Source organism: Nocardia sp. XZ_19_369, from assembly GCF_015355715.1.
In the GTDB taxonomy this organism is placed as follows: Bacteria; Actinomycetota; Actinomycetes; order Mycobacteriales; family Mycobacteriaceae; genus Nocardia.
In genome coordinates this window covers 370,483-383,124 of sequence record NZ_JACVED010000004.1, presented here as the reverse complement: position 1 = coordinate 383,124, position 12,642 = coordinate 370,483, and the positions used below count along the sequence as shown (strand labels likewise).

Here is a 12,642-nt window from a genome sequence, read left to right as displayed (position 1 = left end):
GCCGCGCAGCAGACGCAACGGAGAGTCGGCAGCGCCCGACTACAGCCCAACCGTTGCGAGGCAACGCAACCCGTCGATGCGCCTGACTGCCGCGCCGCCGAACCTTCGCGAGGCAACTCAACCAGTCGGCAGCCCATGTCGTGTCGAACTGCCTAGCGCGGCCGACCTCGTCAATGCCTGCAACCTGTGCAGGCCAGCAGGATTCAGCTGCAGGCCGCCAGCACAAGCTCCCGCACGCGCGCCGCATCCGCCTGCCCGCGAGTCGCTTTCATCACGTCGCCGACGATCTTGCCCGCGGCCTGCACCTTGCCGGAACGAATCTTCTCGGCGATATCCGGGTTCGCGGCGAGCGCCTTCTCCACCTCGGCCTGCAGAGCGCTGTCGTCGCTGACCATGCCGAGCCCCTTGGACTCGACGATCTGGGCGGGCTCGCCCTCCCCGGCCAGCACGAAGTCGACGACCTGCTTGGCGACCTTGTTGTTGACTGTCTTGGCCTCGACCAGGTTGATCACCTCGGCGACCTGGGCGGGGGTGATCGGCAGGTCCTCCAGCGCGACCTCGCGCTCCTTGGCCTTCTCGGTCAGGTAGGCGACCCACCAGGAGCGCGCCTCGTTGGCCGGGGCGCCCGCGTCGACGGTGGCGATGATGAGATCGAGCGCGCCCGCGTTGACGAGGTCGCGCATCACCTCGTCCGACAGTCCCCAGTCGGACTGGATGCGGGACCGGCGCAGCCACGGGTACTCCGGGATGGTGTCGCGCAGCTGCTCGACCCATTCCGCCTCGGGCGCAACGGGTTCCAGGTCGGGCTCGGGGAAGTAGCGGTAGTCCTCGGAGGTTTCCTTGACCCGGCCCGGCGAGGTGGTGCCGTCGGTCTCGTGGAAGTGCCTGGTCTCCTGCACGATGGTGCCGCCACCGGCCAGCACGGCGGCCTGGCGGCGCATCTCGAAGCGGACGGCGACCTCGACGCTGCGCAGCGAGTTCACGTTCTTGGTCTCGGTGCGGGTGCCGAATTCCTTGGCGCCGATCGGCATCAGCGACACGTTGGCGTCGCAGCGCAGCGAACCCTGCTCCATCTTGACGTCGGACACGTCGAGCGACCGGAGCACCTCGCGCAGCGCGGTGACGTACGCGCGGGCCACCTCGGGCGCGCGCTCCCCCGCGCCGGTGATCGGCTTGGTGACGATCTCGACCAGCGGCACACCCGCCCGGTTGTAGTCGAGCAGCGAGTGGCTGGCGCCGTGGATGCGCCCGGTCGCGCCGCCGACGTGGGTCGACTTGCCGGTGTCTTCTTCCATGTGCGCGCGCTCGATCTCCACCCGGAAGGTGCTGCCGTCGTCGAGCAGCACGTCGAGGTAGCCCTCGGTGGCGATCGGCTCGTCGTACTGGCTGATCTGGTAGTTCTTCGGCTGATCCGGGTAGAAGTAGTTCTTGCGCGCGAACCGGCCCCACGGGGTGATCGAACAGTTCAGCGCGAGCCCGATGCGGATCGCCGACTCGACGGCCTTCTCGTTCACCACCGGCAGCGAACCGGGCAGACCGAGGCACACCGGGCACACCTGGGTGTTCGGGCCCGCACCGAATTCGGTCGGGCACCCGCAGAACATCTTGGTCGCGGTGGACAGCTCGACGTGGACCTCCATGCCAAGCACCGGCTCGAACCGGGCAATGACATCGGAGTAATCCATCAAGTCGAGTGTGGGTGTGCTCATGCGGAACATTCTATGTAAGCCCTCACGCAAGAACGCACGGGCTCACACCCACGCCTACTTCGGTTGGACCCGCTGAGTCAACCAGCCGGTGACGTAGTTGAGCACCTCCGGCGAAACAGTCGTCTCGATCTCGCTGTACTCGTCGGGCCGTCCGGTCTCGGTGGGTTGCATCAGGTGGTTGAGACCGGGGAACACATGAACGGTCGCATCAGGGTTGGCGGCGAGGGCGGCTCGCATCGCGGGCTCGCTCTGGCCGGGCGGCACCTGCAGGTCTTTCTCGCCGAAGAACGCGAGCACCGGAACGCGCAGCGCCGACAACGCCGGGGCCGGATCGTAGGCGACGAGAGCGGCCAGGTACGGCGTGATCCCGGCGGTGACCTGGGATTCCGGGGCCCGCTGGTCGGCGGGCTTGGCCTCGTTCTGCTTGCGCACCAAGTCCTTTGCCGCCGCCAGGTCACCCGCCTTCAACAGCGCCGCCAGTTCGGCGGTTTCCCGGACCTGTTTGTCGACGACGTCGGCGGGAGCGCCGCTCGCGGTGGTGATCAGCCGGGTTTGCTCGACGAGCACATCGGCACCCGAGACGCCCGGTCCGGCCATCAGGATGAGGAAGGCGACCCCGCTGTCGGGCCGCGCGGCGACCATCGGCGCGAGGTAGCCGCCTTCGCTGTGCCCGAGCAGGCCGACGCGGGCCGGGTCGATGTCCGGGCGACCTCGCAGGAAGCCGACGCCCGCCGCGGCGTCGTTGGACAGATCGGTGTAGTTCGCGTCGTCGAGCTTGCCGCCGGTGCCGCCGACACCGCGGTCGTCGACCCGGAGGACGGCGTAACCAGCCCTGGTCAACGTGTCCGCGATCAGCAGGAAAGGCTTGTGGCCGAGCAGTTCTTCGTCGCGATCCTGCGGTCCGCTGCCGGTGATCAACAGGACCGCGGGGAACGGTCCGGTGCCCTCGGGTTTGGTCAGGGTGCCCGCGATGGTCAGGTCACCGTTGCGGTACGTGACGTCTTCCGCCTTGTACGGGAACGGCGGCTTCGGCTCCTGCGGGCGGACCGGCGGGGGCAGTGTGCCGCGCTGCAGCACGAGCCGGAACGTCTCGCCGCCCTGGAGGAAGTCTCCGACGATCTGGTCGGCGCCTTGTTCGTACTCGCCACGGAACTTCGGGTCGCCCGGGACATCCGCGATCGCGAAAGACACCCCGTTCCGGTCGGACCGCACGTCCTTCAACTCGACCGAATCGACGCCCTGCGTCGGGATGTCGATGGTGGCCGTGCCCTTGTCGGTGAACGTCACGCCGATCTGGGTCGGCCGCCCCGGCACCTCGATCGCACCGTGCCAGTCACCGGTGGTCGGCTCCGGCGGATTCGAGTCCGATCCCGACGTGCAACCCGCAACCAGCATCGCAATGACGAACAGTGCCAACGCGATCAGTCGCCCAGTGCGCATGTCCCAACAGTACCGATCCCCGGTGAAACGGAGTACCTATCGGGATCCGTACGGAGTCGACCGTGCGGAACCCGTCATTCCCCGCGCGCGTAGCGGACCGAGGCGGCGACGGCGTCCATGTCGAGGTTCAGGCTCGGGTCGCGATCTTGGGCCTCGTGGAATTCGAGCATGACGTCGTCGAAGGTGCTGCGGCGGGCGGAGGTGATCAGCGACTGGCGGACGTAGTCGCTGAGCGGCAGGCCGGTGGCGTAGGCGCGGCGACCGAAGATGCCGAGGGCGTCGGCGGGCAGGTCGTAGATGTCGATGAGGGCGACGGCGGCCGCATCGATCTCCGGGATGAGCTCGCGGCCTTCGGACTCCAGGAACTCCACGACCGCGTCGTCGGCGGTGCGCTTGCGGGCCAGCGCGATGAGCTCTTCGCGCACGTAACCCAGCAGCGGGAGTCCGGCGGCGCCTGCCCGACGCCGCAGCACGGCGACGTCGGCGTCCGGCAGGTCGTTCACGTGTAAGTCGGCCATGCCCGCCAGCGTAACCCGGCGGCCCCGGCCGCACCGCCGAGCATCCGCTGATCGGCTGTGCACCTGGCGAATTCGGGTCAGCCGAAGAAGGCCTCGGCCTCGCGATAGCGCTCGTCCGGCACCCGCTTGAGCTGCTTGGTGGCCTCGGCCAGCGGCACCAGCTCGATGGCGCTGCCGTGCAACGCCACCATCTGCCCGAACTGACCGGCGTGCACGGCCTCGGCGGCGTGCAGGCCGAATCGGGTGGCCAGGACGCGGTCGTAGGGGGTGGGGCTGCCGCCGCGCTGCACGTGGCCGAGCACCGTGGTGCGGACCTCCTTGCCGATGCGGCGTTCGATCTCCGCGCCGAGCTGCTGGGCGACACCGGTGAACCGTTCGTGCCCGAATTCGTCGATGCCGCCCGCCCGCAAGGCGAAATCGGAATCCTCGGCGGGATGCGAGCCCTCGGCGACGACGCAGATGAAGTGCTTGTCCCCACGCTGAAAGCGGCGCTTGATCATCGCGCACACCTCGTCCACGTCGAAGGGCACCTCGGGCACGAGCGTCAGGTGTGCGCCCGCCGCCATGCCCGCGTTGATCGCGATCCAGCCCGCGTGCCGCCCCATCACCTCGACCAGCATCACCCGCTGGTGTGATTCCGCGGTGGTGTGCAGACGGTCGATCGCCTCGCTGGCGATGCTCAGTGCCGTGTCGTGGCCGAAAGTGACGTCGGTGCAGTCGATGTCGTTGTCGATGGTCTTGGGCACGCCGACCACCGGCACCCCTTCGTCGGCCAGCCAGCTGGCCGCGGTGAGCGTGCCCTCGCCACCGATCGGGATGAGTGCGTCGATGCCGTTGTCGTCCAGGGTCCGTTTGATCCGGCCGAGCCCGGCGCGCAGCACGTCGGGATTGGTGCGGGCGGTGCCGAGGATGGTGCCGCCCTTGGTGAGCAGCCGGTCGGTGCGGTCGTCATTGTGGATCTGGATCTTGCGATCCTCCAATAGACCGCGCCAGCCGTCCTCGAACCCGACGATCGCGTCTCCGTAACGTCCGTTCGCGGTGCGAACGACAGCACGGATGACCGCGTTCAGTCCGGGGCAGTCTCCGCCTCCGGTCAAGACTCCGATGCGCATGGCCGCTATCTTGCCCCGCCGGGCCCAGTTCGGCAGGCCGACCCCCGGCTGGGCCAACCTCTTTCGCGAAACTCAGTAGATGTAGACGATCGCGTTCTGCCCGCCGGTGCAGGTGACCAGGCCGTCCAGGGTGACGCATTCCATGGTGAAGTTCTGCCGCAGCGGCGGGCTGAACGCGGTCACCTGGCGAGTGCCCGCGGCATCGGATCCCTGGCCGTAGGCCTTGCGCAGCTCCTCGGCGAACTCGCACGAGGTGACCTCGGTGCCGATCGCCGAGTAGAGGAAACGGCCGGCCGGCGGATATTTCGTCTCGCAGCCCCTGGCGGTGGCCGGGACCGGGGCGAGTGTCAGGGATGCGGGGCCGGAACTGAAGGAGCCCCGCCCCAGCCAGCCGACGACACCGGTCAGCCCGAGCACGATGATGAGCGCACCGACCACCGGCAGCCATCTGCGCCGTGACCGGCGCTGTCGCGGCGCGGCCTCTTTCGCCGGGGCCACCACGGCTTTCGGGCCGGTATCCGCGTCGGGGATCGGATCCAGGACGCGATGTGGTTCGCGCAGCACGACTTCACCGCGGGGGCCTTGCCCTCGATCCGGTTCCGGTCGCATGATCCGCCCGGCACCGAGCCGACCGTTGACCGGCGGCCGCCCGATCGCGTCCGTCGGCACGGCGTTCGCATTCAGCTGTTCGGGACCGACATTCGGAAACACCACGGTAGGCGGCGCTTTCGGCAATACGGCGCCCATCTGGTCGGTCGGTAACTCGGTGACCGCGACGACCGGCCGTCCGGTGAGCGCCGACTTCGCCGCCGACGCCAGCCCGCCCGCGGTCGAGTAGCGGTCCGTCGGCCGCTTGGCCATGCCGCGCGCGATCACCTCGTCCAAGGCCGCGGGCACCCCCGCACGAACCGCACTCGGGCGCGGCGGCGGCGCCGAAAGATGCGAGTGGATCAGCACACTCATCGCCTCGGCCCGGAACGGTGTTGTGCCGGTGAGGCATTCGTAGAGCACGCAGGCCAGCGAGTAGACGTCGGCGGTGCCGGTGACCGGACCGTTCTCGAAGCGTTCCGGCGAGATGTAGCTGTAGGAGCCGACCGCGGCGTCGCCGGTGCCGGTCATGCTGGGATCGTTGGCGGACCTGGCGATGCCGAAATCGGCCAGGTACGCGAAGTCCGAGGCGGTGACGAGGATGTTGGCCGGCTTGACATCCCGGTGCACCAGCCCCTCCGCGTGCGCGGCGTCCAGCGCGGCGGCGATCTGCTCGACGATGCCGATCGCGCGGGCCGGTGTCAGCGGTCCCTCCCCGCGCAGCACCGAGCGCAGATCATGGCCGCGCACCAGCCGCATGTCGATGTAGAGCACGCCGTCGATCTCGCCCCAGTCGTGGATCGGGATGACGTGCGGTTCGGCCACCCGCGCGGCCGCCTGCGATTCCCGGCGGAACCGCTGCTGGAACATCGGGTCTTTCGCGAGCTCGGTCGGCAACAGCTTGACCGCGACGACCCGGTCCTTCACCGTGTCGTAGGCCTCGTAGACCTCGCCCATGCCGCCGCGGCCCAGCAGCGAGCGCAGCTCGTAAGGACCGAATCGAGTTCCGATTCTGGTCCGCGGTCCGTCCACCCCGTCACCTCCACCTCACATGCGCGACCCGGCGCACCGCAGGCCCGGCGGCCTACATCCGATACGTCGGGATTTTCAGGGGTTGCCGTTACCCGGTCCAACTCGGCTGATCAGGCAGGACAGCGACCGCCCGACAGCTCGTCCAAGTGCTGGGAGATAACGGTGGACAGCTTGTCCAGCATCGTCATCCCGTCGGAGAACGCACCGGAGTCCGGCTGGGCCGCGAACGCGATCGCGATCTGCCCCGACGGCGTCGAGATCAACCCGAACTGCCGGACCAGGTACGCGCCCGAGGCGTCTGGACCCCAGCCACCCTTGAACTCGGCGCCGCTGAACGCACCGAGGCCCCAGCGCTGGGCCGATTGGACCTGCTCCATCAGGTTGATCACGGTCGCGGACTGCGGCAGGCAGGGCAGTCGCGAGGCGAACCGAACCTGTTCGGCCAGTGACCATTCCGCCTGACCGAAGGCCGAATGCTCGGACCTGGCCCGGGTGGCCGGCACGGTGGTCTTGGTGTCGCCGCCCTCGCGCAGCACCGACTGCACCGCCTGTGCCGCTTCCTGATTCGTGCCGAGCGATTGCCACAACGTGTCGGCGGCGGCGTTGTCGGACGCGGTGATGGCGGCCGACACCGCATAGGAGGCGTTGCCCGGACTACGCCGCAGTGCGGCAATGGTCAACGGCACCTTCATGGTCGACCAGGCGGGGCCGGTGGTCCAGTCGCCGAAGCTGACCACCTGGTCGCCGCCGACCGGCATGATCGCCAAGCCGAGGTGTCCGCGCACCCCCGCCTGTAGTTCCGCGACGCTCGCAGCCAAAGTGCCTGGGACGGTGATGGACAGGCCCTTTTGGTCCGCGTGCGACGCGGCCTCGGTAATGCTGGTTTCGTCCGCGTCCGAACGGTCGGTGCCCGACCCGCATCCGGCCACCAGGAACACGGCTAATGCCGCACAGCTCAATGCTTTTCGAACACGAGCCGCGCGGGATCGATCAATATACATACACCACCGCATTTTCGCCGCCACTGCATGTGACGAGCTGGCCTTCACTGAGGCAATTCATCGTGTAGGTCCGGCCGGTCACCGGACTGGTCGCCACCACGGTGCGCGGTGCGTTCCGCGAGGTGGTGCTCCCTGGGCTCGCCTCGGCGTACGCCCGCCGGACTTCCTCGGCGAACGCGCACGTCGTCGCGGCGGAGCCGGTGGCGGACTTGGTGAACGCACCCGAGCCCGAATCGCCCTGGGTGCACTGCTTCGCACCGGCGGGCAGCGGAACCGCCGTGGTCGTCTTGGCCGGGGTGGAGGAGGTGGCCGGCGGTGCCGACGGACTGCCCGGCGCCTGCGGTTGCGCACTGGCCGTCGGTACCGGAGCGGTGGCCTGCTGGTCGGTGGGCTTTGCGACATTGGTGGAGGTGAACACCTGCCAGCCCACCACTCCGACGACCGCCACCACGACGATCACCACCACCGCGATCAGGATGGGCAGCACGATGGATCGGCGCTTGCCGGTCGAGTAGGGCTCTTCCTCGGGGTCGTAGTCGTCGTACTCCGGCGCGTAGCCCTGCTCCGGGTACTCGCTGCGGCTCGCGTAGTTGCTCTGCGGCGGATAGTCGGCGCGGGCGTGACTGCCGGGTTCGGAAAACCTTGCGGGGTCGTAGTACTCGTCCGGTGCGGAATAGGCTTCCGGCGGCGTGTACCCGCCCGGTGCCGCATAGACCTCGGTGGGCTGATGATCGGCGGGATAGTCGTCGGGGGGATAGTCGTCGGCGCCCGGCGGTCGCCCGAAGCCGGGTTCATCAGGGAAGCGCGTCGTCTCGTATTGCTGAGCGGCCGAGTATGCCTGCCCGCCGACGAAGGGCTTGTCCTCCGAATAGGCCTGCGCCCCAGGGTGTTCCGCGTACGGCTGGCCGGGCTCGGCCGAATAGGCTTGCGCACCTGGATGCCCCGGATACGGCTGGCCCGGCCGATCCGAATAGGACTGGTCGCCAGGCTGTTCCGAATACGACCCGGCATCGGCGCGATCCGGGTACTGCCGCCCATCGGGATTGTTCGGGTACGACGGTCCGTCAGGGTGATCTGAATACGCTTGTCCGCCACGGCGATCCGAGTACGGGCCGCCGGACTGATCCGAATACGGTTGGTGCCCCGGCTGACCCGAGTACCCCGGCCCCTCGGAGCGATCCGAGAACTGCCCACCCTGCTGATCCGAGTACGGCGGTCCCCCGGGCCGGCTCGAATACGACGGCCCCGCAGGCTGCTCCGAATACGGCTGCCGCCCCGGCTGACCCGAGTACCCCGGCTGCTCCGAAGGATCCGAGAACTGCCGCCCGCCCGGCTGATCCGAGTACGGCCGGCCCTCAGGTTGATCCGAGTCCGGCGGTCCCTGAGGCTGCTCCGGATACGGTTGCCGGTCGGGCTCGTCCGAGTACCTTTGTCCCCCGGCCGCACCTGAATAGGGCAGTCCTCCGGGCCGACCCGAATACGGCTCTCCGCCGAACGGCTCCGAATGATTCCGTCCGGGCTGTTCCGAGTACGGCTGTCCGTCAGGCTGATCGGAGTACCGCTGCCCACCGGGCTGCTCGGAGTAAGCCGGTCCCCCGGCAGGCCCCGGATACGGCTGCCCGGACTGATCCGGATACTCCGGTCCCCCACCATGCTCCGAATACGCCTGTCCCCCGGACTCCTCCGAGTACAGATGCGCGTCCGGGAACGGCCGCACCGGCGGCAGACCCTGATCGGGGGTCCATCGCGGCGTCGGCCCGAGCGGCGGCGCAGGTTCCGGCGCGGACGACAGCGTCGTGAACTGGATCTCGGTCGGCCGCACCACGGTCGGTGCGCTGGGCAGGATCACGGCGGAGATCTCCCCCGTCGACTCCGGCGGCACCCCACCCGCGCCGGGCGCACGAACCACCAGCATCGGACCGGTCGGCGGCGGCACGTTGGGCGCCCCGATCGGCGGCGACACAGTCGGCGCACCCGCCGAATTCGCACCCGCCACCGGCCCGCTCGCCTGCGGCACGCCGGTCGAGGGCGCACTGCTGAGCGCGGCCCGCGCCGCCAGAGCCATGGCGGACGCGGTCGGCCACCGATCGGCCGGATCCTTGGCCATGCCGCGGCTGATCACCGCGTCGAGGCCCGCCGGGATGCCCGCCTGCTGGGAGCTCGGCCGCGGCGGCGTCTCGGAGAGATGCGACCGGATCAGCACGTTCATGCTGGCGGCCGGGAAAGGTGAAGCACCCGTCAGGCACTCGTGCAGTACGCAGGACAGCGAATAGATGTCGGCCCGGCCGGTCACCTGGGCGACGTCGAATCGTTCCGGCGCCATGTAGATGTAGGAGCCGACGGCCATGCCGACCATCGTGACGGCGCTGTCGCCCTCGGTGTGCGCGATGCCGAAGTCGGCGAGGAAGGCGTGATCGGCCGCGGTGACCATAATGTTGGCCGGCTTGACGTCGCGGTGCACCAGCCCGCCCGCGTGCGCGGCGTCCAGCGCGGAGGCGATCTGTTCGACGATGTTCACCGCGCGAACGGGGCTCAGCGGTCCTTCCTTGCGCAGCAGGGTGCGCAGATCGACGCCGGGCACCAACTGCATGTCGATGAACAGCACGCCGTCGATGACGCCCCAGTCGTGGATGGGCACGATGTGTGGCTCGGCGACCCGCGCGGCCGCCTGCGATTCGCGCCGGAACCGCACCTGGTACGCGGGGTCACCGGCGAGTTCCTCGTGCAGCAGCTTGACCGCCACCACTCGGTCTTTCACCGTGTCATAGGCCTCGTAGACCTCGCCCATGCCCCCCTTGCCCAGCAGTGACCGCAATTCGTACGGCCCGAACCGTGTACCGGTTCTGGGCCCAGGTGCCTCCACCCCGTCAATCCTCCACATCCCGGGCCGGATGTGCACGCATAACTCTCACAACACCGGCCCGTCAAAGAGTGGATTCTCCGGGTGTCACCACCCCGTGGTCAAACGCAAAGACGATCGCGGCGGCCCGATCCCGCAGCTCGAGCTTGCCGAATATGTGTCCGACATGGCTTTTCACGGTCACTTCCGAGATACCCAGTTCGCGAGCGATCTCCGCGTTCACCCGGCCGCGCCCGATCAATTCGAGCACCTCGTACTCGCGCGCTGTGAGATCGGACAACCTGGCGCTCGTGCGTGTCGCGCTCGGCCGCACCGTGCGATAGGCCGACAGCACCCGTTCGGTGACCGACGGGTCGAGCCAGGCGCCACCACCGGCGACCATCCGCACCGCGCGAATCAGATCCTCGGCGGGCGAATCCTTGAGAATGAAACCGGCCGCGCCCGCGCGCAGCGCACCGGACAGCAGCTGATCGTCGTCGAAGGTGGTCAGCACCAGCACCGGCGGCGATCCGTCGCGCGAGCGCAGCAGGCGGGTGGCGTCGATGCCGCCGACGCGTTTCATCCGCAGATCCATCAGCACCACGTCGGGCCGCGCGGCCGCCACCGCGGCGACCACCTCGTCGCCGTCGGCGCATTCGCTGACGATGAATCCGTCCCGGCGGCGCAGGATCCGGCGCAGTCCGCCGCGGACCAACTCCTGGTCGTCCACGACCAGGACGGTCACCGCGTCTTCGGCGCCCGCGGGTGATGCCGCTGTCACAGAGCCTCCCGTGCGTCGCGGGGAACGCACCCCGGCTGTGTGATGCGGTGGGTCGTCATCATCCCGCCTCCCGGCTCGCCGCCGCGCCGCCGAGCGGACTGCCGGACAGCAGGCACGCGCCGCGGACCGGAGCCAGCGGAATGGATGCGCGGACCGACCAGCCGCCGTCGTCCGGGCCAGCGATGATGCGGCCGCCGAGTAGTTCGGCCCGCTGCACCATCCCCGACAGACCCATTCCGGTACCCGGTTGCGCGGGCAGGCCCGCGGGCAACGTGTTGTGCACCGTCAGTGTCACCGCGGCCGCGTCCACCGCCAGCTGTACGAGCGCGGACCCGCCCGGCGCGTGCTTGACGACATTGGCCAGCGACTCCTGCCCGATCCGATACAGCGCGAGCCCGACCGCGGGCGAGACCGCACGCAGGTCCTCGGCGCACGCGTAGCGCACGTCCAGCCCGGCTCTGGCGAAGTCGCCGACCAACGTCGCGATGTCCTCCACACCCGGTTCCGGCACGTGTTTCGACGGTCGCGCGTCGAGCAGCCCGACGGTGCGCCGGATATCGGCCATGGCCTGACGGCCGAGTTGTTCAGCGTCGGTGAGCGATTCCACCGCCTCGTCGACGTCGCGGTCGGTCTGCAACGCGTGCCGTGCCGCGGTGAGATGCAGCAGCGTGATGCTCAGCGAGTGCGCGATCACGTCGTGCACCTCGCGGGCGATCCGGCGGCGTTCCTCGTCGGCGGCCTGGGCCGCACGGATGTCTTGGTAGCCGCGCTCCTGATAGAGGAAGCGCCGCTGATACTGCATCAGCACACCGACCATCCACCCGAACGCAACGGTGACGAGATAGGTCGGCAAACCCTCCGACAGGTTCCCGTAGATGTCGAACAGGACCAGTTCGAGCATCATCGCGGCGGTCACCGGCACGCTGATCCGCTTGGCCGCGATCGCCGACACCTCACCCGCCGCGGCGACGAGCACGAAAGGTGCGAGATCCGGCGAGACCGGCTGGAGGAGGAACAGCGCCTCGGCCGCCATCGCGAGCAGCCCGAGCGTCACCGGTCGTGGCATCACCCCGAGGAACGCGTACATCGGGCCGAACGCGGAGGTCAGCAGCACGGCCAGGATCGGAAGGGCGGTCGGAAAGTAGCTGTGCCGCTGGATCGCCGCGCCGATGGCGACGATGACCAACGCCAGATCGACCGCGATGATGACCGACGGCGGATAGTCGAAGGGCAGTTCCTCGACCCGGCGCTGGAACGAGGCCACCGGTTGTCTGGCGAACTCGGCGATCCGTTCCCCGCTGCGGCGCAGACCGACGACCACGCGCCGCCACACGCGGGCCGCCGGCCTCGGCTCACCGGCCGGGGCGGAGACGCCGATCACACCCATGCGGGTAAGGCTAACCGGCCGGTCGCGGCCCGTACATCGTTCCTGGAGCGGGTCGCTTCTCCTACCGTGGGCGGAGATCGATTCGGGTCCGTGGCACGAAGACAGGCCGACCGGCTCGTCCGTAACGTGAGTCGCAGCGTCACAGGGAGGCGAGAGTCATGTCGCTGCGTGCCGTCCTCGACGCCCGGTATCGCCGCCGCCACGCGCCGGAGGCCCTGGCGCGCTGGCACGGCGA

Annotated in this window: 9 protein-coding genes; all 9 read right to left on the bottom strand. The window is 69.2% G+C overall.

Features of this window, described 5'->3' with window-relative positions; all coding sequences use genetic code 11:
* Window positions 1-203 precede the first annotated feature (203 nt).
* Window positions 204-1,709 (bottom strand): Asp-tRNA(Asn)/Glu-tRNA(Gln) amidotransferase subunit GatB, encoded by a 1,506-nt coding sequence (gatB, locus tag IBX18_RS17080; protein ID WP_194834619.1) that lies wholly within the window; start codon window positions 1,707-1,709, stop codon window positions 204-206.
* A 54-nt stretch (window positions 1,710-1,763) separates the two neighbouring features.
* A complete protein-coding gene (locus tag IBX18_RS17075) occupies window positions 1,764-3,149 on the bottom strand; it encodes a S9 family peptidase (protein WP_194834618.1) in 1,386 nt (461 codons plus the stop codon).
* 74 nt (window positions 3,150-3,223) lie between these two features.
* On the bottom strand, window positions 3,224-3,667 hold the full coding sequence (locus IBX18_RS17070) for a hypothetical protein (RefSeq protein ID WP_194834617.1): 444 nt from the start codon (window positions 3,665-3,667) through the stop codon (window positions 3,224-3,226).
* A gap of 77 nt (window positions 3,668-3,744) precedes the next feature.
* The gene (locus tag IBX18_RS17065; protein WP_194834616.1) at window positions 3,745-4,779 is read right to left on the bottom strand and encodes an ATP-dependent 6-phosphofructokinase; all 1,035 of its coding nucleotides are present in this window, start codon (window positions 4,777-4,779) and stop codon (window positions 3,745-3,747) included.
* Between the two features lie 72 nt (window positions 4,780-4,851).
* Window positions 4,852-6,399, bottom strand: coding sequence for a serine/threonine-protein kinase (locus IBX18_RS17060; RefSeq protein WP_306796296.1), 1,548 nt, complete (start codon window positions 6,397-6,399; stop codon window positions 4,852-4,854).
* A gap of 110 nt (window positions 6,400-6,509) precedes the next feature.
* Window positions 6,510-7,337, bottom strand: coding sequence for a hypothetical protein (locus tag IBX18_RS17055; RefSeq protein ID WP_306796295.1), 828 nt, complete (start codon window positions 7,335-7,337; stop codon window positions 6,510-6,512).
* Window positions 7,338-7,389: 52 nt separating this feature from the next.
* On the bottom strand, window positions 7,390-10,263 hold the full coding sequence (locus IBX18_RS17050) for a protein kinase (RefSeq protein WP_306796294.1): 2,874 nt from the start codon (window positions 10,261-10,263) through the stop codon (window positions 7,390-7,392).
* 61 nt (window positions 10,264-10,324) lie between these two features.
* Window positions 10,325-11,020 (bottom strand): response regulator transcription factor, encoded by a 696-nt coding sequence (locus tag IBX18_RS17045; RefSeq protein WP_194834614.1) that lies wholly within the window; start codon window positions 11,018-11,020, stop codon window positions 10,325-10,327.
* A 58-nt stretch (window positions 11,021-11,078) separates the two neighbouring features.
* Window positions 11,079-12,407, bottom strand: a complete 1,329-nt coding sequence (locus tag IBX18_RS17040) for a sensor histidine kinase (protein ID WP_194834613.1) — start codon at window positions 12,405-12,407, stop codon at window positions 11,079-11,081.
* Between the last annotated feature and the right edge of the window lie 235 nt (window positions 12,408-12,642).

What these genes read in the sequence shown, in the direction of transcription:
- gatB (WP_194834619.1), bottom strand. Translation starts at nt 1,709, where the DNA reads ATGAGCACACCCACACTCGACTTGATGGATTACTCCGATGTCATTGCC.
- IBX18_RS17040 (WP_194834613.1), bottom strand. Translation starts at nt 12,407, where the DNA reads ATGGGTGTGATCGGCGTCTCCGCCCCGGCCGGTGAGCCGAGGCCGGCG.
- IBX18_RS17065 (WP_194834616.1), bottom strand. Translation starts at nt 4,779, where the DNA reads ATGCGCATCGGAGTCTTGACCGGAGGCGGAGACTGCCCCGGACTGAAC.
- IBX18_RS17075 (WP_194834618.1), bottom strand. Translation starts at nt 3,149, where the DNA reads ATGCGCACTGGGCGACTGATCGCGTTGGCACTGTTCGTCATTGCGATG.
- IBX18_RS17070 (WP_194834617.1), bottom strand. Translation starts at nt 3,667, where the DNA reads ATGGCCGACTTACACGTGAACGACCTGCCGGACGCCGACGTCGCCGTG.